Source organism: Stenotrophomonas sp. Bg11-02, from assembly GCF_002836635.1.
In the GTDB taxonomy this organism is placed as follows: domain Bacteria; phylum Pseudomonadota; class Gammaproteobacteria; order Xanthomonadales; family Xanthomonadaceae; genus Stenotrophomonas; species Stenotrophomonas lacuserhaii.
The window spans coordinates 13,222-37,999 of the sequence record NZ_PJAY01000071.1; the positions used below are offsets into that span (position 1 = coordinate 13,222).

The following is a 24,778-nucleotide window of genomic DNA, read 5'->3' on the forward strand; positions in this document are numbered from 1 at the left end:
CAGCAGGGCGGTCTACCCAAGAGTCAGGTCATCCATGAGCGCAGAAGCCACCGAACTGCCCCCACGCGAAGTGATGGAATTCGATGTCGTCGTCGTCGGCGCCGGCCCCGCCGGCCTGGCCACGGCCATCCGCCTGCGCCAGCGTGCCATTGAAGCCGGCAGCGAACTGTCGGTGTGCGTGCTGGAAAAGGGCTCCGAGCCGGGCGCGCACCTGCTGTCCGGCGCGGTGATGGATCCGCGTGCACTGGCCGAGCTGTTCCCGGACTGGGCCGAACGCGGCGCGCCGCTGAAGCAGAAAGTCACCCGCGACGAGTTCCTGTTCCTCAGTGAAACCGGCGCGCGCACCACGCCCAAGCCGCTGTTGCCCGAGTGCTTCCACAACGAAGGCAACTACATCGTCAGCCTGGGCGAAGTGGGCCGCTGGCTGGCCCAGCAGGCCGAGGCGCTGGAGGTGGCGATCTTCCCCGGCTTTGCCGCTGCCGAAGTGCTGTACGGGGCGAACGGTGAAGTCATCGGCGTGGCCACCGGCGACATGGGCATCGAGAAGGATGGCCGCCATGGCCCCAATTACGAGCGCGGCATGGAACTGCTCGCCAAGTACACCGTCTTCGCCGAGGGCTCGCGTGGTCACCTCGGCCGCCAGCTGATCAACCGCTTCAAGCTGGATGAAGGCCGCGATCCGCAGGCGTACGGCATCGGCATCAAGGAGCTGTGGCAGATCGACCCGGCCAAGCACGAGCCCGGCCTGGTGGTGCACGCGGCGGGCTGGCCACTGGACGGCAGCACCTACGGTGGCGCGTTCCTGTACCACGCCGAAGGTGGCAAGGTGTCCATCGGCTACGTAGTGGGGCTGGACTACAGGAACCCTTGGTTGAGCCCGTTCGAAGAGTTCCAGCGCTTCAAGACCCACCCGGCGATCCGCACGCACCTGGAAGGCAGCAAGCGCATCGGCTACGGCGCACGGGCGATCACCGCCGGTGGCCTGCTGTCGCTGCCGAAAACCGTGTTCCCGGGCGGAGCGCTGGTCGGCTGCGAAGCCGGCTACCTCAACGCCAGCCGCATCAAGGGCAGCCACGCGGCGCTGAAGACCGGCATGCTGGCCGCCGACGCCGCCTTCGATGCACTCGCCGCGGGCCGCCAGCACGATGAGCTCAGTGCCTATCCGCAGGCGTTCGAATCCAGCTGGCTGCATGCCGAGCTGCAGCAGTCCAAGAACTTCAAGCAGTGGTTCAAGAAGGGCCAGGCGGTGGCCACGCTGATGACCGGGATCGAGCAGTGGCTGCTGCCCAAGCTGGGCATCCGCAACGCGCCGTGGACGCTGCGCCACAGCACCCCGGACCACGCCTGCCTGGAGCCGGCGGCACAGCACACCAGGATCGACTATCCCAAGCCGGATGGCGTGCTGACCTTCGACAAGCTCAGCTCGGTGTTCCTGAGCAGCACCCACCATGCCGAAGACCAGCCCAGCCACCTGACGCTGAAGGACGCCCGTATTCCGGTGCAGGTCAACCTGGCCGAGTACGCCGGACCCGAAGCGCGCTACTGCCCGGCAGGGGTGTACGAATTCGTCGGCAGCGAGGGCGACCAGCGCCTGCAGATCAACGCGCAGAACTGCGTGCACTGCAAGACCTGCGACATCAAGGACCCGACCCAGAACATCGTGTGGGTGGCCCCGCAGGGTGGCGGCGGCCCGAACTACGCCGGCATGTGATGCGACGATGCGGATCCTGCTGTTGTTGGCCAGCATCGTCGGGTTGAGTGCCTGTGGCGCGCCGGCGCCGCAGGATCCCGAGCAGGCCGCCGCGCTGGAGCGCGAGCGCGCCTTCGCCATCTGCGCCGGCTGCCATACCGTGCACGCCGGTGGCATCAACCGCTATGGCCCCAACCTGCATGGTGTGTTCGGACGGCGCGCAGGCAGCCTGGCCGGCTATGCGTACTCCGATGGCATGCGTGCAGCGGACATCGTGTGGAGCGAACAGACGTTGGACGCCTTCCTGCGTTCACCGGGCGCCAGCGTGCCGGGCACGCGCATGTACAACGCGTTCCCGGATCCGGAGCGGCGCCGGCTGGTCATCGAATACCTGCAGCAGAACGCGCGCTAGGCGCCGGCGGCGCCCACCGGCGAGGCCGGCAACCAGCGCAGCAGGCACTGCCGCAGCTGGGCCAGCGACAACGGCTTGGTCAGCACTTCATCCATGCCCGCTTCACGGCAACGCCGCAGGTCCTGCTCCAGCAGGCTGGCCGTCAACGCCACCACCGGCAGGCGCCGAACGCCCTGGCGTTGTTCGCGCTCGCGCAGCAGGCGGGTGAACGCATAGCCATCCATGACCGGCATGCGGCAATCACTGATCACCATGTCGAAGGCGGAGGCGGCCAGCAGTTCCAGCCCTTCCCGGCCATCGCCCGCGACCGCGTGCGATACACCAAGCTGCTGCAGGCGCCAGGCCATCATCGCCTGTGCGGTGGGGTGGTCTTCCACCACCAGGACCCGCGCCGTGCGCAGGTGCACCGGCAGCGGCGGGACGCTGCCCGGCCCCGGCGCGCTGGCCACCAGGTCATCATCGCTGGCCACCGGCAGCGGCAGCAGCACGTCGACCTCGGTTCCCTTACCCGCCACGCTGTGCACCAGCAGGCGCCCACCCATCAGCTGCACCAGGCGCTGGCAGAGCGTCAGTCCCAGGCCGATGCCACCCTGGTGGTGCGGCGTGCTGGGGTCTACTTCGGTGAAGGGCTGGAACAACGCCTGCACCTGTTGCGGCTGCATCCCGATGCCGCTGTCGATGACCTGCAGGCGCAGTTCCTGAAGGCTCGGCGAACTTCCTTCCAGCACCTCCGCGCGCAGCACCACCTCCCCTTCGCTGGTGAAGGCGATGGCATTGTCCAGCAGGTTCTCCAGCACCTGGCGCAGCCGCAGTCCGTCCACCTCGTGGGTGGCCGCCAGCCGCACGTCGAGTTCCAGCCGCAGGCCGAGGCCCTTGGCCGCAGCTTGCCTGGCGTAGCGCTGCTGCAGCGATTCCAGCAGCGGGCGCAACGGCAGTGGCAACGGATCCAGGCGCAGTGCACCGGCATCCATCTTGGCGTAATCGAGGATGTCGTCCAGCATCTGCCGCAGCGACTGGGCGGCCGATTCCGCTTCCTCCAGTTGCGTGCGCTGGGCCGGTTGCAGGGCCGTATGGGCAAGCATCTCCAGCATCCCCAGCACGCCGCTCATCGGCGTGCGGATCTCGTGGCTCATGGTCGCCAGGAAGCGGGCCTTCGCCTCGGCCGCCTGCTCGGCCGCGGCCATCGCCGCTTCCAATGCGTCGGCCTGTGCGCGCGCCTCGCTGATGTCCACCCAGTAGCCACTCCAGGTGACCATACCGGCATCGGCCGCGTACGGCTGGGCCTGGCTGCGTACCCAGCGCGGCGATTGCGGCATGCCGACGGTGCGGAACTCGAGCTCGAAGGGCAGGAAATCGCGCGCCGCCCGTTCGATGGCGGCCTGCACGTCGGCCACGTCACGCGCATCGATCGCGTCCAGCACCGCCTGCGCCGAGGCCATCGCCTTGTCGTGGTCGATGCCGAACAGCGGCTGCATGTCGCCGGCAACGTAGGGGAAATCAAGGCCGCCATCGGCCGCGCGTCGCATCTGGTACACCACTGCGGGCAGGTTGCCGGTGACGTCGGCTAGGCGCTTTTCCAGTCGCCGACGGCTGCTCACTTCCCGCTGCAGCCGCCAGTAGCCCAGCAGGTGCACCAGCAGCGCGGTCAACAACACCAGGGTGATCGGAATGCCCCAGCGCGCCATCGTTCGCCAGTCGATGCCGCCCTGGTAGGCCACCGCCAGCCAGTCGTTGCGCAGCGCCTCGCGCTCGCGTGGGCCCATTTCCTGCAGCAGGCGATCAAACCGTGTTGCCAGCCCGGCGTGCTCGCGTTTTACCGCCAATGACAGGTCATCGTCGAAGCCCGCCGGTGCAGTCACCTGCAACTGGCCGGGGAAGCGCTCGCGCAGCAGCCGGTCGACGATCGCCAGGTTGCCGATGTAGGCCTGTGCTTCGCCATCGAGCAGCCGCTGCAGCGCCTGTTCCGCGCTGCGCGCGGCGAGGATGCGCGCCTCCGGCGCACGTTGCAGCACCGGCAGGCGCAGCCGTTCGGGGTCGGACAACAGCACGCGCTTGCCGGCCAGGTCGTCCATGTCCAGCACGCTGCCGCTGCGGGGCCCGGTCACGATGACATTGGGCACGCTGATGAAGGGTTGGCTGAATACCCAGCCCTCGCCCAGGTAACGGGAATCGTTGGGTACGCCCATCACCGCATCGATGCGGCCGCGACGCATTTTCTCGCGCAGGTCGAACCAGTCGTGGCTGGGTTCGGGGGTGAGCGTGGCACCGGCCTGCCGCAGCCGCTGCAGGTAGTCACTGGCAAGCCCGGAAGGCCGACCATCGGCATCGGTGAAGGAGAGCGGTGCGGCATTGGGCGCAAAGCCGGTACGCAGTGGCGTGGACAACGCCCGACGCTCCACCTGGTCCAATGCCTGCCGCGCCGGCGCAGACCACACCGGCACGCGCAGCCAGCGCGCGGCAATGCCTGCACGCACCGACGCCGGCTGCTGCGACATCGCCTGATCCAGCGCTTCCACCAGCTGCGGCCGGGAGGGCGGCACGCCGAAGTGCAGCGTATCCAGCTCCATGTCGATCGGACGCAACAGGGCGATGCCTTCCAACGCCGAGTCATTGATCAGCTGGCTGGCCACGTAGGCATTGCCGATGAACACATCCGCCTCCTGCCGCGCCACCATCCGCAGCGCGTCCAGCGTGTGCGCTGCAAGCAACTGGCGCGCGGCGGGAAAGCGGGTGCGGATCTGCGCCTGGGTCAGGAAGCCCTGCTCGCTCACCACGCGCAGGCCCGCCAGGTCCGGATCATTGGACGCGCGCAGGTCATCGCTGCGTCCCACCACCGCCAACGGCGCGGTCGCATACGACGTGCTGTAGGCCAGGCAGCGGTTCGGGGACGCGCTCGGCGATACGTTCATCACCACGTCGATATCGCCCCGGCAGGCGGCTTCCAGCACCTGTGCCCAGTCCGGATAGCGACGGTAGTCCAGCCTCACGCCCATCCGTGTCGCAAGATCGTCCAGCGTGTCCGGGCCCAGCCCGCGCACCCTGTCCCCTTCGACGAACTCGAACGGCGGCCAGCCGCTGTCGTAGACCCCCACCGACAGAACCGCGTGGGGCTGTGCAGGTGACGGTGCCTCGGCGCGCGGCGCGGGGGGCGCGGCCCATGCCATCGCAGGCAACAGCGACAGCAGCACGCCCATGCCGCATCCTCGACAGTGAGCCAGGATCGTGCGCACCAGCTTCGCTCTCCTTAGAATAGGGATATCGTCGATGCCTGCTTTCCACCCAACCCATGTCACCCGGGGCCATACTAGAGCATGACGCTTCGCATCATCATCGCTGACGACCACCCCGTGGTTCGCATCGGCGCCCGGTCGGTCATCCACGGCAGCGGCGTCGGTGAAGTCGTGGCCGAGGCCGCCACCGCGCAGGACCTGCTGGCCTACCTGTCCACCCATCCCTGCGATGTGCTGGTCACCGACTACTCGATGCCGGACAGCACCGTGCCGGATGGCTTTGCGATGATCAGCATGATCCGTCGACGCTATCCGTTGTTGCCGGTGCTGATGCTCAGCGTGTCCAGCAACCTGGCGATCCTGCGCATGGTGCGCGACGCCGGCGTGTTGGGGCTGGTGGACAAGGGATCGTCGATGGACGAACTGCCCGTCGCCATCCGCACGGTCCACCGTGGCCTGCCCTACGTCAGCCTGTCATTGAAAGAACGCGTGGAAGCAGCAGGCAGCAGCGCGATGGTGGAAGGCGAAGGCCGCCCGCTGTCACCGCGCGAAGTGGAGGTGCTGCGCCTGCTCGGCAAGGGCATGACGGTAAAGGAGATCGCCACGCTGCTGCATCGCAGTGCCAGCACCATCAGCCGCCAGAAGGGCGATGCGATGCTGAAGCTGGGGTTGAACAGCGATGCGCAGTTGTTCGATTACCTGCGCAACGGCCAACTCTGATTCCGCACCGGTTTCATCCCACCTCCAACCGCAGCGGGGCAGTGCCCATGGCCGGATCACTGCTGCCGGGCTGGCCGTTTTCCGCGCGCCCGGCCAGCCGCTGGCGGGCCCCCGGCTGCTGCACCTGCAGGTCGTACCAGGCGCCCGTTGGAGCTGCCGGCCAGGTGATGCGCGCCGCTTCACCGGCATCCAGCGAAAGCGATCGCTCCGGCATCAGGCCCGGATAGGCCGCCCCGCGCACCGCCACCGACACGGGCGCCAAACCGGGGTTGCGCAGCTGCAGGACCATGCCATCTGCGACACGCTCGATCTCCATTTCGACCGGCATCGGCGCCTGCGCGCTGCCGCGGAAGCGCCGATGGAAGCCATTGGCGCCGAGCACCCACAGGTCGTAGCCCTGTTCCGCATGCAGCGGCCAGCTGCCCTGCAGCTGCTTGCCCGGGCCTACGGTGTAGCGACGCGGCAGCGCATCCAGGCGCAGCAGGTCGTAGACGTGCAGCACGGCGGCAGCCCCCTCGCAGGCCAGGGTGAGGCGGATTTCGGCTGCGTGCGGGTCGGTCTGGATGGCCACGTCGGGGCGGTAGGGCAGCGCGCGGGAGGGTCGCACGCCGGGCTCCTGGCGCGCCGGCTCCAAGGCTTGCGGAGCTACCGGCACGGTACGCGCGGGCAAGGCGGCGGCGCGCGCGGCGGTTGCGGCCGTGGCCGGCAATGCGTGCGCGAACGGGCGGTTGTCGATCTGCGAAAAGTCGAACGCCGCGGTCAGGTCGCCACACACCGCGCGCCGCCACGCTGAGATATCCGGCGCGGCCACGCCGAATCGGCGCTCGATCAGGCGGATCACCGAGGTGTGGTCGTAAACGTGCGAATCCACCCAGCCACCGCGGCTCCAGGGTGAAATGACGTACATCGGCACGCGCGGCCCCAGCCCATAGGGGCGGCCACGCAGCGCGGCTTCGTCCTGCTTCTCATTACCCGGCGAAGGATGCCGGTGGTATTCGCCTTCGGTGCCCACCACCGAAGCGCCGGCCCATCCGCCCGCCACCGCAGCGTCGGCCGAGGGCGGCGCCGGCGGCGGCATGTGGTCGAAGAAGCCATCGTTCTCGTCGAACATCACCAGCAGCGCAGTGCGGCTCCAGACCGCCGCATCGGCGGTCAGGGCGTCCAGCACCTGCGCGGTATAGGCCGCGCCCTGCGCCGGGCTGGAGGGGCCGGGGTGCTCGCTGCCGGCGGCATCGGCAATAAGGAAGCTGACCTGCGGCAGGCGCCCGTCCAGCACGTCCTGGCGCAGCTGGTCCAGTCCGCGCGTGCTGACCGCGCGTTCGCGCAGTTCGGCATCGTGCCCGGGTGCGTTCCGCCAGGCCAGTCGGAATGCTTCGAAGCCCGCCAGCGGGTTGTCGGTGAAGTTGTCGGCCATGTCCTGGTAGATGCGCCAGTCCACGCCTGCCTGCTGCAGCCGCTCGACGTAGGTGGTCCAGGTGTAGGACGCGGGGTGGCCGCCCAGCTCAGGGAAGTTGTCGTGCGAGTTGGCCACCGCGGGCCCGCCGCCAAGGGCGTGCGGGTCGTTGTGGCCGGTCCACAGGAACAGCCGGTTGGGGTTGGTGCCGGCCTGCATCGCGCAGTGGTAGGCATCGCAGACGGTGAAGGCCTCGGCCAGGGCAAACTGGAACGGCAGGTCGGCGCGCTGGTAATAGCCCATCGCGTGGTCCTGCTTGGCCGCAGGCCAGTGCGCCATGCGCCCGTGGTCCCACGCCTTCTGTGCATCGGGCCAGGTGTGCGGGGTGCCCTCCACCCGCATGTGGCCGAAGTGCGCGGCGGTATCCAGCGGGAACGGCGCGATGCCGCGGGTACCGGCGGCATTGGGCTGCAGCCACAGCGTGCGCGCCGGCTGGTCTGGCTCCAGAGGGGGCGCCGGCGGCACGAAACGGTCACCGAAACCACGCACGCCCGGCAGGGTGCCGAAGTAATGGTCGAACGAGCGGTTTTCCTGCATCAGCACCACGATGTGCTGCAGGTCCTGCAGGCTGCGCGTGCGCGCGTCCGGGGCGATCGCCGCCGCGCGCGCGATGCTCGGCATCAGCGCGGCGATGCCGGCCGCAATGCCGCCCTGCAGCAGGCGGCGGCGGCCGGCGTCGTGCGGCGTGTGCGGCTGTTCGCTCACAGATCTACCCGTACCGAGAAGCCCACGGTGCGCGGCGCACCGATGAACGCAGTATCGCTGCCATCCACCCCGGACAGGTAGCGGCGGTCGGTGAGGTTGCTGACCACGAAGCTGGCACCCACGCCCTTCAGCTTGGGCGACAGGTCCTGCAGATCGAAGCCGATGTTGGCGTTGAACACCGTGGCCGACGGCAGCTTGTTGGCATTGGACGCATCCAGGTAACGCTCGCCCAGGTAACGGCCGGACACACCGAAGTTCCAGCTTTCACCCTGCCAGTCGGCCGACATCACCAGGATATGGCGCGGCTGACCGATCACATCGGCGCCGTCGACGATGCCCAGTTCGGCATCGCGCGCGGCGTTGCCGCTGCCCAGGTATTCAGAGCGGTTGTAGGTGTAGGCCCCGTTGATGCGCCAACCGTTGTCCCAGCCGTAACCGAGCGCGGCTTCCACGCCGGTGCTTTCCACGCCACCGAAGTTTTCGTAGACGCCATCGGTTTCGTCCAGGTAATCGATGCCGTCGGCCAGGCGCGCGGGCAGGTAGACGATGCGGTTGTCGAACTTGATGTTGTACAGGGTGATCGAGCCGGTCAGCGGCCAGCGGCTGACGCGCAGGCCCAGTTCGATGTTGTCCGCGGTTTCCGGCTCCACCCGCGCGAAGCGCTGGGCGTCGGTCTCGCCGAGCACGCCGGACGGAATGGCGGCGAAATTCTGCGAGTAACCGGCGAACGCTTCCAGGCCCTGCACCGGCAACGTCCAGGTGGCGCCTGCGGACAGCAGCGGATCGGACTTCGAATCCGAACGCACGTTCTCCGCCGCGCCGATCGTGCGCTGGCGCTTCTGGTCGACGAAGAACTGCTTGACGCCAACGCGTGCACTGAACGGACCGAAGCGGGCGACGTCTTCGACGTAGTACATCTGTTCGTCGACCTTGTAACGGTCTTCGAACTGCACCCAGTACGGCACGTTGTCGAATGAGATATCGGTACCGACATTGAGCAGACGGTGCCAGTCGCGGCGCACGCTGCGGTCCACGTTCTCCACCCACACGCCACCGCGCACGGTGTTGTCGATGCGGCCGAAATCCTGCTTCCATTCCACGTCGGCGGTGAAGCCGGCACGATCGTTGTCGTAGTGCGAGTGACGATAGGATTGAACGCCCTGCACGCCTGCGGCGTAGCAGTTGGGATCGTAGTCGGCGGTGAACCCGGCACGCGGCGTGCATCCTGGGATCATCTGCGCGGCGCTGCCATCGGGATTGACGAAATAGAACTGGCCCAGCGCGGACCCGCCGTACACGGTGTCGCCGCCACGGTACTCGGACTCAGGATTGCCCACGCCGTCTTCGCGCGCCTGCACCAGATAGGGCGGCAGCCAGTCGCCCCGCCCTTCCATCTTGTGTGCGTAGCCGACCACGCTGGCCTTGAAACCATTGCCGCCATCGAACGCTGCGCGCAGGTAGCCGAATGTGTTTTCGCGCAGCGCGCGCGAGCCGGAGCGGAAGTTCTGGTCCAGGTTCGGGATGCCGGTCAGGTTGCCGACCAGGCCATCACGTTCGGGGTTGGTGGCGAAGCTGGCCGGCGAAACGCTGGTGTATTCCGGTTCGTTGGCATCGTTGTAGGAGGCGTAGCCGCTCAGCGTCCAGCGATCCAGTTCGGTGACGAACTTGGCCGCCACGTGGTTGTTGCTGGTGCGTCCGCTGCCGTCGATCCAGTCACGCACCTCGGCCGACGAAGCGCTGATCCAGGCGCGGGTGTGGCCGGCCAGCAGGCCGGTATCGAAGCGTGCGTAATACTTGCGTGCATCGTTGTCACCGCCGCCAACGACGAAGCGCACGCGCTGTTCCTGCAGCGGATCGCTGGTGAGGAAATTCAGCGTTCCGCCCAGCGCTTCGTTGGAACGCGATGAGATATCCGCCGTGCCCTGGCTGACCTCCACCGTTTCCAGGTCCAGGGTGTCGATGTAGCGGTTGGCCAGCGAACCACCGCCATAGCCGGACCCGCCGTTGGGCAGGCCGTCGATGGTGGTGCCGATCTGCTGCGTATCGCGGTTGGTGACGAAACCGCGCATGCTGATCTGCGTGCCCCACACCGACGAACCGGTGGCATCGGCCTCGCTGACCACCACGCCCGGCAGCTCGTTGAGCGCGTTGTTGACGCTGCTCAGGATGGTCTGCCGGTTGATGGTTTCCTTGCTGACCGACGTCTTGGCATAGCTGGTGGCCTGGCCGATCACCTGCACCTGGTCCAGCGTGCGCGCATCGTCGGCAGGGGCGGCTTCTTCTGCCGCATAGGCATGCAGCGCAGGCAGCAACATCAAGGCAAGCAGGGAAATACGCGGATAGCGGCTATGTCCGGGAGCAGGCATCGGGTCGGTTCATGGGGTGGGGTCCGCCGGAGTATTGGCAGGGGGAATGACGTGGACATGACATCGCAGAGCGCAACCACGTCGGCGGAGTACCATGGCGTCCCTGCTGAAGCCTGCCCATGACCACTCCTGCCCACCACGTCCAAGGTCTCGACAACGACGAGGTCCCAGCCGACTGGCCTGCGATCAGCGCCGGCGAGATCGCGTGGCTGCAGCAGCATTTCGTGGAGCTGCAGGGCGACTGCCGGTTGCTGTGGCACAGCCCGCGGCCGTTTTCCGCGGCCGCGCTCGTGCAGAGCCCACACGGACGGTTCTTCATCAAGCGCCACCACCACAGCGTGCGCAGCGCCGCGGTGGTGTCCGAAGAACATCGCTTCATCGCCCATCTGGCCGCGCAGGGCCTGCCGGTGGTGCAGGTGATTGCTGATCAGAATGGCGCGACCGCACTCGAGCACGGCGTCTGGACCTTCGAAGTGCACGCCGAAGGCATCGGCCAGGACCTGTATCGCGACGTGCCCTCATGGACGCCACCGGCCAGCGTCGAACAGGCCTGGCAGGCCGGCCGCATGCTGGCCCTGCTGCACACCGCCGCAGAAGGCTTCCACGCACCGCAGCGGGCCACGAACCTGCTGGTGGCCCGCGATGACCTGATCCGCGCCGAGGACCCGATCGCGGCGCTCACCGCGCAGTTGCCCGACCGTCCCGGGCTGGCCGCTTACCTGGCCGACACGCCGTGGCGGGCCGAGCTGCAGCGCGCGATCCTGCCCTGGCACATGGGACTCGCCACACGGCTGGCCGCCGAGCCTCGCCTGTGGGGGCACAACGACTGGCATGTGTCCAACCTGCTGTGGCAGACCGGCAGCGGCGTCACCACGGTCAGCAGCGTGCTCGATTTCGGGCTGGCCTCGCCCACCAGCGCGCTGTACGACCTGGCCACGGCGATCGAGCGCAATGCCATCGCGTGGCTGCAACTGGACCGTGGCGCGCAGGCGGTGCGCGGTGACATCGCACTGGCGCTGCTGGTCGGCTACCGCGATGCGCGTGCGTTGTCGTCCGACCAGGTCCAGCTGCTGGCCGACCTGCTGCCCGTGGTGCACCTGGATTTCGCGCTGTCTGAAGTTGAGTATTTCCACGCCATCACCCGCTCCCGCGCCAACGCCGACGTGGCCTACCGGGCCTTCCTGCTCGGCCACGCCGACTGGTTCCGCACGCCCGCCGGCCAGGGCCTGCTGGCCACCCTGCGCGGCGCCGCCTGAGCGGCTGATTCGCTTCTTCAGCCGTTTTGGTGTGAAATGAGCGCCTGAAGCGGGGGTGCCTGGGTTGACCAGGCTGAGAGAGTCCCTTGGAACCTGATCCGGTTTGCACCGGCGTAGGGAGCTTTGAGCTGCAAGCACATGGACCGATCGGGTCACTGCGCGCGCGCCGTCGCTTCGTCTTTCTTCCTGTTGATGACGAATCGAATGAACCGCTGCCTGCGCCCCACGCTGATGACCATTGCCCTCTGTGCCGTGCTGCCGCTGCACGCTGCCGATGCCTTTGCCGATGTCCCCGATCGCTCACCGACCGAACTGGCTGCCGTGCGCGTGCAGGCCCAGCAGGCTCCGGCCGCCACCACGCCGTCGAGCAGCTTCGGTGCGGCCAGCTGGAAGGACACCCCGGCCTCGGTGAACGTGCTGGACCGCACCCTGCTGGACAGCCGCCAGGTGCGCACGCTGAGCGAAGTAGCCGCCAACGATGCCTCGCTGGGCGACAGCTACGCGCCGGTCGGCTACTACCAGAACATCGCCATCCGCGGCTTTGCGCTGGATACCGCCACCGGCTACCGCTTCAATGGCCTGGCCACCACCGGTGAGCAGCGCATCGCGCTGGAGAACATCCAGCAGGTGGAAATCCTGAAGGGCGAAGCCGGGCTGGCTGCCGGCGTGATGGCGCCGGGCGGCATCATCAACTACGTCGGCAAGCGCACCGCCGAAGTGCGCACCGTCACCCTGGGCACCGATTCGGAAGGCACCCGCTACACCGCTGTGGACGTGGGCCACTGGCTGACCCCGCGCTTCGGCGTGCGCGTCAACGCCGCATGGGAAGACAGCGCGTCCTACATCGACCACGCCGACGGGCGGCGCAACTTCTATTCGCTCGCTGCGGACTGGTTGATCGGCGAACGCGGCAAGCTGGAAGTGGATGCCAACTACCAGACCAGCGCACAGCGCTCGGCATCGGGTTTCCAGCTGCTGGGCGCAACCGAGCTGCCGCGCGGCGTGGACCGCTCCAAGATGCTCGGTTACCAGCCGTGGCAGCAGCCGGTCGGCATCGCCAGTACCAACCTGACCGCCCTGCATACCTTTGAGCTGGGGCCGCGCTGGCAATCGCGGGTGTCGGCCAGCCACAGCCGTTCGGTGATCGATGACAACGTGGCCTTCGCCTACGGCTGCTACTACGCCGCGCAGTGCGCCGACGGCAGCGTGCCGGGCAACTACTTCGCGCCCAACGGCGACTATGACATCTACGATTACCGCAGCCCGGACGACACCCGGGTCAACCAGGAACTGCGCGCCGAGCTGCGCGGCAGCGTCGACATCGGCCGCGTCACCCATCAGTTGAGCATCGGCGCCGATACCTTCCGGCGCACGGTGGACAAGCGGCAGAACGTCAACGAGTACGTCGGCACCGCCAACATCCATGACCCGCAGGTACCGGTGTTCACGCCTTCCCCGTTGCAGCCCGGCGCCTCCGTGCGTCGGCTGGACAGCCGCCAGGATGGCCTGTTCGTGCTGGACCGCATGCGCTTCGGCGATGACTGGCAGTGGCTGGCCGGTGGGCGCATGGTGCGGCTGGACGAACGTGCCTACGACAAGCGCGGCAATCCGGAACGTCACAGCCGGATCTCACGCTTCCTGCCGCAGACCGCGCTGATCTGGAACGCGACCGATCAAGTGAACGCCTACGTCAGCTACGTGCGCGGCATTTCGCTGGGGCAGGAGGCCCCGTTCTGGACGTCCAACGATGGCGAGTTCCTGGCGCCGGTGCTGTCGCGCCAGCTGGAAGTGGGCATCAAGTACGGCGCCACCGATGCGCTGACCCTGGGGGCCGCGCTCTTCCGCACCAGCCAGCCTTTCCAGTACGCCCGTGCCGATGACAGCGATGCCGGATACACCTTCGTGCAGGAAGGCCAGCAGACCCACACCGGGCTGGAGCTGACCGCCAACGGGCACCTCACCGAGCAGCTGCAGATCACGGCCAGCGCCAGTGTTCTGCAGGCGCGTGCACGCGATACCGCCACCGCCGCCTACGAAGACCACCAGCTGGTCAACGTACCGAAGACGCGGGCCTCCGTGCACCTGGACTACGCGCTGCCGTTCGTCGCCGGCATGGGCGTCACCGGTGGCTGGCGCTATGCCTCGTCCAACACCGCCACGGTGGATGGCAGCGTGCGCGCGCCCAGCTACAGCGTGGTCGACCTGGGCCTGCGCTACCAGCACACGCTGCGCCAGCAGCCGGTCACCTGGCGGCTGTCGGTGGACAACGTGTTCGACAAATTCTACTGGCGTGATACCGGCAGCAGCGCCGGCGATTACTACCTGTTCGCCGGCGCACCACGGCAGGCGCGCCTGTCGGTCACCATCGCGCTATGAACGCCGAACTGCTGGAATGGTCGGCCGCGGCGCTCAGCATCGCCGGTGTGTGGCTGATGACCCGGCGGCGGTTGATCGGCTGGCCGATCGGGCTGGCCTCGGTGGCGCTGTATGCGCTGGTGTTCGCCGAGGCGCGCCTGTATTCGGACACGCTGCTGCAAGTCGTGTTCGGTGGTTTCCTGGTGTACGGCTGGATGAGCTGGCGGCACAGCGCGCAGGCCGACGGCCGGGTGAGCATCGTGCCATTGCCGGCGCGTCATGTAGTGCGCGATCTCGGCATCGGCGTGGCCTTCGGGCTGGCGCTCGGTGCCGGCATGCACACCCTCACCGACGCGGCGATTCCGTGGCTGGATGCGCTGCTGGCGGCGCTGAGCCTGGTCGCGCAGTGGTGGCAGGCGCGCCGGCACGTAGCGGCGTGGTGGCTGTGGATCTTCGTCGATGTGATCTATATCGGCGTGTACCTGTTCAAGTCACTGCACGTGACCGCCGCGCTGTACGTGGTGTTCATCGGCTTGGCGATGCTGGGCGTGCGCTCGTGGTCGGCCAGCGCCCGGCAGCCGGGATACCGGTAGCGCCGAGCCGTGCTCGGCGGCCGTTCGTTGCCGCGTCACGATGCCCCCGCCGAGCATGGCTCGGCGCTACCAAGGGCATGCTGCGAACCCAGCCGGCTAGCGCCGCTCAGACCAGCGGCGCCACATGCGCGGCATGGAAGTCATCGGCCGGCACCGGCCGGCCGAACAGATACCCTTGGAACACCCGGCAACCCATGCTGGCCAGCCATGCGCGCTGCTGTTCGGTTTCCACGCCTTCGGCCACGGTGGACACCAAGAGGATGGCGGCGATCTCGATGATCTTGCGCACCAGTTCGCGATGGCTTGCGTCCCCGCCCATCCCGCTTACGAACGTCTGGTCGATCTTCAGCTCATCCAGCGGCAATACCTGCAGCAGCGACAGCGACGAAAAGCCGGTGCCGAAGTCATCCAGCGACCAGGAGACGCCGTCCTCGCGCAGGGCGTTCATCGTTGAAGCGATCTGCGCGTGGTCGTGGGCGAGAGCGGATTCGGTGATCTCCAGGCGCAGCCGGTTGGCCGGCGCCCCGGTGCCGCGCAAGATCCCGCGCACGTCGTTGACGAAGCTGTCCGAGGCCAGCTGCAGCGGACTCACGTTCACCGACAGTACCCACGTATTGACGCCGGGCAACGTGGCCCATGCAGCCAACTGCACGCACGCACGGCGCAGCGCCATCAGGCCGATTTCGTGGATCAGGCCGGTCTGCTCGGCCAGCGGAATGAAATTGGCGGGCGACTGCAGCCCGTGCCCGGGCCGGTCCCAGCGCAGCAGCAGCTCGGCCCCCACGACCTGGCCGTTGAGCGCCACCTGCGGCTGCAGGTAGCCGCGCAGTTCGCGCTGGGCGATGCCACGCACCAGCGCGGCATACTGGTCCATCTGGGTGCTGAAGTCTTCGCGGAAGATCGCCAGCACCCCGACGGTCAACGCCATGGCCGTCACCGTATTGAGGCCATGGCGGACCCTGCGCACGGTGTCGGAGAGCAGTTCCAGGCCGGCACCCAGGCTGGCCGGGCTGATCGCCAGCCAGGCCAGCGCGACCACGCACAGCGTCGGCAGGATCCAGCGCAGGTAGACGCCTTCGCTGCGGAACAGGAAGAAGGTCGCCGCACCAATCGGCAGCAGGAACAGGTGGGTGGAACGTGCCGCCGCCAGGGTAGGCGTTTCCGCCAGGCTGACGAAGATGGTCATCAGCAGCAGTACGTGCGCGATGAGCACGATCGGCAGCCGGTCGCGCCGGTTGGCGATGACAAAGCAGCCCACACCCACCAGGATCAGCGCACACAGCACGCAGGCCAGCACGAGCATGCCATGACTGCCGTAGTAGGCCGCCCACGCCACGCCATGCAGCACGCAGACCATCCCTCCAAGGTGCAGCAGACGCTTCACGCGCGGCCATTGCGAGTGATCGGGGAACTTGCGGGTCACCCATTCCCGGCTGCTTCGCGCACTTCCTGTCTCGAGCATGCAAGATCCTTTTTTTTTCGCCATGGTACTGGTGCAGCGTTGCAGGTGTTACCCGCCTTCGGGGCTGGCGACGCCCGACGATCGGTCATACGCTGCCCGGTAGATCGTCCTGCCTTCCTTGATGGTTTCGACCACCTTGATGTCCTTGATCGCGCCCGGGTCGACCGTGAGCGGGTTGCCGTCAAGAATCACCAGGTCGGCCAGTTTTCCCGGTTCTATCGAGCCCTTTTCCGCTTCTTCGAAGTACGCGTAGGCGGCATGGAGTGTGATCGCCTTGAGGGCGTCCAAGGGACTGATCCGTTCGTCGGGCCCCAGGGTATCTCCGCTGCGTAGTCGGCGATTCACTGCTGTCCACACCACCATCATCTGATCGATCGGCGCGACGCTGAAATCGGTGTGATTGGTCGGCTTGAGCCCCATCGCGATGGCCGTTTTCATCGGGCTGATGAACGATGCCTGCGCGATCCCCCTGTTCTTGATGTGCGCCTGCCCGAAGAAGAAGGTGTGTTCGGTATAGAACGAGGGGATCAGCTGATGGTCCACGTACTGCTGCAGCTGGTCCCGGCGGACGAACTGGGAATGGATGACCACCGTGCGACGGTCCCTGGGTGCGGTGCCAGCGGTGGCGGCCGCATGCGCGCCGAGGACGGTGTCGATGGCAGCGTCGCCGTTTGCGTGGGCGATGACCTGAAGCCCCCGGTCATAGCAGGTCCTGAACATGCCATCGAGGATGTCCCGCGGAAAAGTGGGCTCACCTTTCCAGTCTGTTTCGCCGCCGGGGCCGCCGGTCAGGTAGGGCGTGGTGAAGTAGGCCGTCCTGCCCTGCGGTGAACCGTCGGCCATGATCTTGCAGCCCCCCAGCTTGAAGCGCTTGTCGTAGTGACCGAACGTCCTGGCGGGGTGTGCCTGCAGGACCTTCTCCAGTTCGCCGATGAAGGGGTAGGAGATGATGTCGATGAAGAGCTCACCGCGGTCCGCAGCGCGCTTCAGCACCTCTACCTGTGCGGCCATCGAGGCCCCGTCCTGGGCGGTGGTGACCCCTGCGGCGGCATACAGGTCCTGCGCATAGCGGAGCTGGCGCGGCTCCTGTTCCTGCGAAGCAGCGGGCATCTGTTCGTGCAGGGAAATCCAGGCCGTTTCCATCAGCAGCCCGGTCGGCTCCCGGGTGCCCGGCCTGCGCGCGATGATGCCGCCGGGCGGCGTGGGCGTGGCGGCCGAGATTCCGAACTTCTTCAGCGCGGCCGAGTTGAGCACCGCGCCATGGGTGGACACGTGCACGACGACCACGGGAGTGTCCGGGAACGCCGGATCCAGGTCATCGCGGGTCAGCGGGTGGTCGCCGGGAAGCAGGTTCTCGTCGTACCCATAGCCCATGACAAGGTCACCAGGCGCCTTGGATTTCGCTTTTGCGAAGTGCTGGAGTTCAGCGACGATCTCGGCGGCCGTGCTGGCCGGACCCACCGGCGGGGCGGTGATGTTGGCCTGGTCCTCCATCGTCATGGCGTTGAGGAAGTGGCTGTGCGGGTCGATGAAACCCGGCAGCATCGTGGTTCCTGCCATGTCGATCAGCTGCGTGCCAGCGCCCTGTGCGCGGGCGACCAGATCCTCCAGGCGGCCAACGGCAAGGATCCTGCCGTCCTTGATCGCCACCGCCTCTGCCGTGGGCTGCGCGTCGTTCACCGTGACGACGTCACCGCCGAAGTAGATGACGTCGGCGGCATCCTGCGCGGCGGCCATCGTGGCGGGCGCGGAAACCGGCTTGGGCGCGTAGCCCGCACAGCCGGACAGAAGCAGGACGGATAGACCCGTGGCAAGACGTTTCATCTTGGTTCTCCGAGCGGGATCCAGCGCGGTATCCGCCAACGCAGCCTTCGCGGAAAGAGCGGGCCGATGGTGTCTTCAGGGAACTGTCTGGCGCTGGCCGGACCGATGCGTCGATCCGGCCAGCCGCCTCGTCGCTCATCCGTGTTGGATCACCGATGCAGGGCGTCGATGATCAAGCCGGTGGCGATTTCCACCAGCAGATACTCGCTGTCGGACTGCCGGACCCAACGCTCGCCGCGTCCGGGATCGCGCAGCCGGTAGTGCGCGTAATCGTCGACCCAATAGCGACGATCCACCTCCGCCCATTGCAGGCGCTCACCCCGCCGCCACGCCTTCTTCTGCCAGCCGGGCGGCGGCGCATCGCGGTTGTGCGGTCCACCGGCATGGGCAGGAGGGCCTTTGCCCTTGGCGTGGTGCGGCGGGTCGGCCCAGGCCGGGGCCACGGCCAGCAGTGCTGCCGTAGTCAATGCAGCGCCCAGCAGTCGTACGCTTCTCATGGAAATCTCCCGCCCCGGCCGCGGCGTGCGGCCTGTTGGGGCCGAATATAGATCAGCTGGCGTGAAAGAAACCAAGCGGGCTCACTGATCAGCAAACACGCCTGCTTGGTGGCAGCAGTATTGGTCCAGGTGGTCCTGAAGCGCGGCGAGCTCATCGTGGGCGAACGTCCCGGCAAGATATCCATCGGGAAGGTGCCGCCAGCGTCATGTGTGGATTCGCAGCGTCATCAATGGCCGCGCAGCCTCCCCCGTGCGGCGCCAGACCGACGCTCGCGCTTCCTCGCCGTCCAACAGTGCCTGCGCATCGCGGTGGTCCAGCCGACGCTGCCCGCAGTAGCTACCAGGCCGCTGCTCCGGGTGTGTTCGCCCCACAAGTAGCCATCTCCCCATAGTTTGGACACCAATTAGTCGCAAAGTTGGGTGTTCTCAGGGGAACCTGTGCACAACCCATGTGGAACATTGTGCCCGAAGACCGTACACGGGCTTCCACAAACCTTTGTTTTAATAACAATTTTCTCGTCGCGTGTACGTTATGAAGGGAATGCACACACTATGAGCACGCTAGGCGATGCAAGCCAGTACCGTGGCCGCAGTAAGTCTTCAGCTCGCGTCAAAGTGCGGCGGTCCGGGTGAGCTCCTATCCCCGGCGCTGAGTCTGGCCCTTTACTGACCGGCTGTGGAGGTGTCACCTTCTGGCCTGTGGACAGGCGCTTGCGGGAGGCCCACCGGCAGCTTCAGGAGCCTTCCTGCTTATCCACAGGCTTGTTCCTGGCCCGGACGATGGCGGCACTGATAACGTCCGCCTAGCCACATCACCTCACACCGGCTATCAGGGTGTCAAAGGATTGCTTCGGCGCAGTAACCGCGCAATGCGCGAGCAACGTCCTTAGTGGCCAGCGTCGACAAGAAGGAAAATTGGCGCGCATGTCTTTGATTTTACTTGGCGGATAACCATTTATTCCACGAAAGAGCCTGTATACCCCGGATCGCTTGCAACGGACCGTGGATTCCGTATGTTTCGGTGGCATGAGCACCCTTTCGCTACCAAGAGCGGCACTTCAATCCCAGTCCGAGGATGAGCTGCTGGGGACGATCGTGGATGAGTTTGGACTCTACGTACGAATTGCCGATGCTTGGCAGGCTCTAGGATTCCGCAGTCTCGAGGCAGCGAGGCGCGCCGCTGTCCAAGGCCGCCTCGGCGTTGACGTAGTGCATATGCCAGGCCGTCGAGGCCGGGTAGTCCCTTCCCAGGCCCTTGCGCGATGGCTCTTCGAGGCCTCAAGAGGCAGACCTCAAGGCGACCGTCCAGGAGAGCACCCATGAGCTGAGCTGAGTTCAAACACTAGGGTAGAAACAACAAACCCCGGCTTGCAGGCCGGGGCTTGTGAGCAGCTAGCGTTTGGATCCGCTGAGCTGAATCTACCCCCGCCACGTACTTCTTTCAAGTACCCGTTGAGGTCGGGAGGGTGAGGTGTTGCCCTCTCCCGGCCAAGGGAGGCCTAGATGACGCCAGACGAACTACAGAACCACCTAAGAACCTTAGATATTTGCATAGAGGACCGCGCGTTCGCATTTGACCTGTTCAGCCAAGGTGCCGGCCGAGCGGTCGGAGCCTATGCTCTAGACAATGTGATTGTCGATTTCAGTTCCAAAAAATGTCGCGCCATACGCCGGCTTGAAAGCCACACCGTTGAGCAGACATATGCTTTGGAACTGGAGCTGGATCCCGATGTCATAGCGTATGTCTGTCAGGTCAAGTGTCGCGGCATACGACGAGGGCGCCACATAACCACCGCCCACGCAGACTTCCTCGTAATTCGGAGGTCGTATGTCGAGGTGGTCGAGTGCAAGTCGGTCCCTCAGCTTGATTCGCTGATCAAGAAGAAGCCAGATGAGTGGATCCTGGATGACGGCCAGTACCGTAACCTGGCATATGAGCGATGGGCAGAGGTGCATGGCATTGCGTACTCGGTGCGGGCCATGTCCCCATACAACAGCCGTTATCTCCGAAACCTCCAATTCATCTACCAAAGCTGGGATGAGGAGCTTTCCTTTGTCCGCCGCGAAGGATTCACAGAAGTCCAGAGGCGGCTCACCGCCGGGCCTAAAACCATCTCAGCATTGATGGAGGAGATAGCCTGGTTCAATGCCGGCATTGCCGCTTCCCTCGTCGCGGATAAGCTCCTGTTCGGCCCGATAGAACAAGTTCCACTTATAGATGTACAGAATTTCTACCTTACCCTCACCCGGGATCAGGCGCTGGCGATCGGTGCGGAGATAAGTAAGGGCATTGAAGTCTTGTACCTGGACGCGAGCGATCCCACGTCGCTCGCGAGCTCAACCGATGTCAGCAAGGCCGTTGCAAGACTCAAGAGGCTCGATCAAATCATCGCAGACGGCAAACCCTTACCTCGCCGAATGAGGCCACTGGATAAGAGGGTCAAGGCGGCGCGCGCGGAGGGGCGCAATCCTCTGCAAGAGACACTTACGAACTACGCAAGGTCCGGTAACAGGTCAAGTCGCCTCACCGCCGCCCAAGCAGCCGTCGTTAGTGCAACCATCAAGACCCACTGGTTAGGCGGGCTGGTGACCAGCAAGTGTGATCTCCATCGAGAGCTCGTCGGCCAGTGTGAAAAACTCGGCATAGTTGCGCCCGGCTATAAGGCGCTTCTGAGCCGAGTAAAGAATACGTCTCGAGCGGTTCGCGATCTTGCGGTCGGCGGAAAGCGCCGATATCAGGCAAACAAGGTGCGCTCTGACGCCCGGGTTAGATCCGGAACCGCACTCGCTGTGCATTCCGTGCTTCACATCGATGCGACAAAGGTCGACCACAGAACATTCATCCAAGGACGAGAAGGTATGGAGGACCAATGCCCGCTGCTCTATTGCGGACGGGACGAGGCTTCTGGGCACGTCATGGCCCATGCATTTGTCTTTGGTCCAGCCAGACGGGATGGCCCACTCATACTCTTGAGGAACTATGTCCGAAAGCACCAACAACTCCCTCATTCGATCGTCATCGACCGGGGCACCGACCTAAAATCCGGAATAGCTGACCTCTGTCAGGTATATGGAATAGCCATCCTTACGGTGCCTACAGGCGGAAGTCGATACAACTCGCAGTGCGAGACCATCCAAGGCCAGATAAACGCAATGGTGAGTCATCGGTTGATCGGCAGCACAAAGCCAGATCAGGCGGGGAGGAGCGTAGATGGAAAGTTCAAGAGCCGCTCGACCGCTCGAATGGAGTTCTCGACTACCGAGTCCGAGATCACCGAGCACCTGTACGGCCTGCTCCCGCGGCTCCCTGGCGCAGATCACTGCGGATCTGGTGAGCGTATGGCAGAACTCATCCGCCTCGCACCGAACTCAGGCCGCCCAACCGTCATGGACGACGAGCTTCTTTTTCGCACCTCTGTGAAACTTCAGTCAACGACCTATGAGAGAACGCGCGGCTTCCGCTTCTGCGGGAGAAGCTACACAAATGCAGAGCTTTCTAGCCATCTATCCTCTGAGAAGATCTTGGAGGCGCGTCGTGACCCGGAAGATACAACGTTCGTGTGGATTCAGACGACTGCGAGGCGATACAAAGCATGGTGCTCAAAGGTTACTGAGATCGGCCACTTCCCCGCTGAAGCTCGTTTCTTCGAGGCAATGTGGGATCAGCTCCTTCGTCCGGAAACGGTGCTTAGGAAGGAAGCCATCCAGAGGCAGAGCTATGAGAGGACCAGTGCGGCCAATGCAACACAGCGCTCTATGGACTCAGAGCAAAGGAAGAGCGATAACACTGCGCCTAACCCTAGAAAACCGAAGCCCATCAAACCAGAGGGCCGCCTGAAGATCGACTTCAGCGCTCTTCCTGACCTAGTGATCGACGGTAGTCATGATGAGCATTGAAAGTCCGTTGGACAAGCTACTCTGCAACGAGTCATTTCCCTTCATTCCACACGAGCGCTTCGTGACGGCGGAGCGCGAAATGCTTGGATCCATTGCACGCGCAAGGCCCGGCGAGTTCGTATGGCTGGTTGCGCCGTCGTGGTCAGGCAAGAGTGAGTTGCGACGCCGTCTTATGCCATCGCTTGCAGGCCTCCCTAGGCACTGGCCTATCGGCAGCATCCCCTTGATCTCCGTAAGAGCCGTGTTGAACCAAGGCGACAAGTTTAACCCCAAGGATTTCGCTCTAAGGCTCCATCAGGAGATCACAGAACCCGAGGTCGGATGGTTAGGACCTGACTCGCATCTTGGCAGTCCTCACAGATTTGACGAGTCCGCTGAAGAACGCGCTTCCTCGCATTTCTGGCAAGAAGTTCGATCGCGTCGAGCGGAGCGGGAGCTCCGGCTGTCCTTTGAAAGAATGGCGAAAGTTCGAGGCCTGAAGTACATAGTGATAGACGAGGTCGCAAATATCTGCCGAGTCGCGAGGACGCAGAGTGCTCGCAACTACATGCTTGGAATCATGGCGCTCATTGAGGAGATCGGCTGCGCAGCGGTCATGTTCGGTACCCATGAGGCCTCTCCGCTTTATGAAGATGCTCAGGAGATCTTCAACCGCTCGGACATCATCTACATGCGACCGTACAACCTGAGGATGCAGCAGGACTTAGTGAGCTACGCCACCTTGGTCAAGGCAATCGGCGCAAGCTTTCCGCTATCTCATCCTACTTTGCTTCAGGACCACCTGGAGCTGGTTGCACTGAATGGAGGAGGGATATTCGGGCCTACCGTAAGATATCTCAGGCGCGCAAACGAGCTCAGATGCAGAGCTGGACGCTCGGAGCTGACTTCGGTCCACCTCAAGTTGGCGTCCGGTACACCAAGGAATCACAGCGCGTTCTGGCGAGATATTGATAGCTTCAATCGTCTGACGAGCTCCAAACCTGCAACGTCACTAGCTGATTACTTGAACATCGGCCCTTCCGCTGACCTGGCGACCGGTCCATGACATCCCACATGCCAAACTGGACGGAGCTGCCACCACTTAAGCTTATTGACGCTGGGACGTCCGGCACTGAGTCCCTCAGTAGCTACTGCCTGCGACTAACGCGCCTGTGCGAAATTCCTTGGTCAGCGTTCATCGCCCTTCTTGATGCTGCGTCAGGATCTGACTCGGGCACTTACAAGGATTGCTCGAGACTATCCGGCACTGGTCCCGTAGTGCTACGGCGAGCGAGAGCGCTGGAACGACTCACGGGTCAGCCGCTTCTCGGGGGAACGCTCCTAGGAATCGGTGAAATTGTCTCCGGCCGGTCAGGGACGCTGTGCAAGGGAGCGTCTTGGTGCCCAAGATGTCTCGCCGATAGCGTGCAGGAAGATGACTTCCCCTACTCGCGGTTAATCTGGCGTTTCGCTGCGTACTCGCACTGTGCAACGCACGGAGCGAGGATTGAGAACACTTGTCCACACTGCGGAAGTTCTGTGTTCAGAGGGGTGAACGTCTTAGCGTGTCCAGTATGCAGGGGCTCACTCACCGCCGGGGCACGTTTCGATGCTCCAAGCCGTGCTGAGAAATGGACAAACCACTGCGTCGAAGAGCTAATCCAGTGGGTCGCTGATGACCCCACTCGGGTTCTGGAGAGATCCAGGCTGCTAGCCTTTATCCAAGCCGTAGAGGATGTTGGCAGAGCCAAGACACTACGTTACCTGCCACTCAAGACGCATGGAGATGACTTCGTTCGCTACATGGCGTGGCACGACGCCAATGTACCGACATTGAGATTGCGACCAAACATCGGCCGAGTGGACTTGGGCGACCTTCTCGGGGCGGCAGCGAGTCAGTGCGTCTCCGTGCTGGATATGTTGCTCAGACCTGTAGAGTCCGCGTCTGCGCTGCTACCAGGGGTTCACTACTCCGTCGACATCCCACTTGGGCGCGAGAATCTCCCCAATGCATGGATAGCGTTCTCCAAGACAATTGAAGCCCTGATTTCCGACAAGTCTTGTCTTCTGCCCTCAATGCAGGAGTTGGCTCGCACTTGCGGGATTCGTGGCTACGACAGGAGGTGTTTTCCCGGGCAGGTTGCCCGCTACTCCGCCCAACTGCGCATGCAACGCACCTTGTACCGGGACGTTCCACCTAATCGCGTGAACGCTGCCTTTCATCAGTCCCTGCGACAGCTCCGAGAGGGCCTCACACCGCAACGGGTCGCTGAAGCACTTCAACGATCGCTCCCGGCACGTAGTACAACTACCGGGCAGATTGTTCGAGCGGCATCTAT

At 64.9% G+C, this 24,778-nt stretch carries 14 protein-coding genes and 1 riboswitch; of the genes, 8 read left to right on the top strand and 6 right to left on the bottom strand.

Going from position 1 to position 24,778, the window contains the following annotated elements; translation table 11 throughout:
- Nucleotides 1–34: 34 nt before the first annotated feature.
- A complete protein-coding gene (locus tag CXG43_RS18165) occupies nt 35–1,711 on the top strand; it encodes an electron transfer flavoprotein-ubiquinone oxidoreductase (protein ID WP_101101515.1) in 1,677 nt (558 codons plus the stop codon).
- A gap of 7 nt (nt 1,712–1,718) precedes the next feature.
- Complete coding sequence (locus tag CXG43_RS18170; protein WP_101101517.1) at nt 1,719–2,102, top strand: c-type cytochrome; 384 nt, start codon at nt 1,719–1,721, stop codon at nt 2,100–2,102.
- Here the strand turns inward: CXG43_RS18170 and CXG43_RS18175 are convergent.
- On the bottom strand, nt 2,099–5,296 hold the full coding sequence (locus CXG43_RS18175) for a transporter substrate-binding domain-containing protein (RefSeq protein ID WP_101101519.1): 3,198 nt from the start codon (nt 5,294–5,296) through the stop codon (nt 2,099–2,101). The genes CXG43_RS18170 and CXG43_RS18175 overlap by 4 nt on opposite strands.
- A gap of 117 nt (nt 5,297–5,413) precedes the next feature.
- Between CXG43_RS18175 and CXG43_RS18180 the strand changes: the two genes are divergently transcribed.
- Nucleotides 5,414–6,052 carry a response regulator transcription factor gene (locus CXG43_RS18180; protein WP_042614729.1) on the top strand — a complete coding sequence of 213 codons (639 nt, stop codon included), beginning with the start codon at nt 5,414–5,416 and terminating at the stop codon, nt 6,050–6,052.
- A gap of 13 nt (nt 6,053–6,065) precedes the next feature.
- Here the strand turns inward: CXG43_RS18180 and CXG43_RS18185 are convergent, their stop codons facing one another.
- A complete protein-coding gene (locus tag CXG43_RS18185; RefSeq protein WP_232767876.1) occupies nt 6,066–8,210 on the bottom strand; it encodes a phospholipase C, phosphocholine-specific in 2,145 nt (714 codons plus the stop codon).
- Nucleotides 8,207–10,576 carry a TonB-dependent receptor gene (locus tag CXG43_RS18190; RefSeq protein ID WP_101101521.1) on the bottom strand — a complete coding sequence of 790 codons (2,370 nt, stop codon included), beginning with the start codon at nt 10,574–10,576 and terminating at the stop codon, nt 8,207–8,209. Before CXG43_RS18190 ends, CXG43_RS18185 begins: the two co-directional genes overlap by 4 nt.
- A 119-nt stretch (nt 10,577–10,695) precedes the next feature.
- Here CXG43_RS18190 and CXG43_RS18195 point away from each other — a divergent pair, with 119 nt between their 5' ends.
- From CXG43_RS18195 to pnuC, 3 genes are all read left to right on the top strand, one after another.
- Nucleotides 10,696–11,832, top strand: coding sequence for a phosphotransferase (locus CXG43_RS18195; protein WP_101101523.1), 1,137 nt, complete (start codon nt 10,696–10,698; stop codon nt 11,830–11,832).
- Nucleotides 11,833–11,873: 41 nt separating this feature from the next.
- Nucleotides 11,874–11,969: riboswitch (TPP riboswitch) on the top strand.
- A gap of 67 nt (nt 11,970–12,036) precedes the next feature.
- A complete protein-coding gene (locus CXG43_RS18200) occupies nt 12,037–14,208 on the top strand; it encodes a TonB-dependent siderophore receptor (protein WP_101101525.1) in 2,172 nt (723 codons plus the stop codon).
- Nucleotides 14,205–14,780 (top strand): nicotinamide riboside transporter PnuC, encoded by a 576-nt coding sequence (gene pnuC, locus CXG43_RS18205; RefSeq protein ID WP_191769033.1) that lies wholly within the window; start codon nt 14,205–14,207, stop codon nt 14,778–14,780. Before CXG43_RS18200 ends, pnuC begins: the two co-directional genes overlap by 4 nt.
- A 106-nt stretch (nt 14,781–14,886) precedes the next feature.
- Here pnuC and CXG43_RS18210 read toward each other — a convergent pair whose 3' ends face one another.
- The 3 genes from CXG43_RS18210 to CXG43_RS18220 all read right to left on the bottom strand — a co-directional run bounded on the left by CXG43_RS18210 (nt 14,887) and on the right by CXG43_RS18220 (nt 18,563).
- Nucleotides 14,887–16,242 carry an EAL domain-containing protein gene (locus CXG43_RS18210; protein WP_101101527.1) on the bottom strand — a complete coding sequence of 452 codons (1,356 nt, stop codon included), beginning with the start codon at nt 16,240–16,242 and terminating at the stop codon, nt 14,887–14,889.
- 48 nt (nt 16,243–16,290) lie between these two features.
- Complete coding sequence (locus CXG43_RS18215; RefSeq protein WP_198552989.1) at nt 16,291–18,066, bottom strand: amidohydrolase; 1,776 nt, start codon at nt 18,064–18,066, stop codon at nt 16,291–16,293.
- 149 nt (nt 18,067–18,215) lie between these two features.
- Complete coding sequence (locus CXG43_RS18220; protein ID WP_101101531.1) at nt 18,216–18,563, bottom strand: RcnB family protein; 348 nt, start codon at nt 18,561–18,563, stop codon at nt 18,216–18,218.
- Nucleotides 18,564–20,066: 1,503 nt separating this feature from the next.
- On the opposite strand from CXG43_RS18220, the gene CXG43_RS18225 reads away from it, so the two are divergent.
- On the top strand, nt 20,067–22,460 hold the full coding sequence (locus CXG43_RS18225; protein ID WP_101101533.1) for a hypothetical protein: 2,394 nt from the start codon (nt 20,067–20,069) through the stop codon (nt 22,458–22,460).
- Nucleotides 22,450–23,505, top strand: a complete 1,056-nt coding sequence (locus CXG43_RS18230; protein ID WP_157825131.1) for a TniB family NTP-binding protein — start codon at nt 22,450–22,452, stop codon at nt 23,503–23,505. The genes CXG43_RS18225 and CXG43_RS18230 overlap by 11 nt, the downstream gene beginning before the upstream one ends.
- Nucleotides 23,506–24,778: the final 1,273 nt, after the last annotated feature.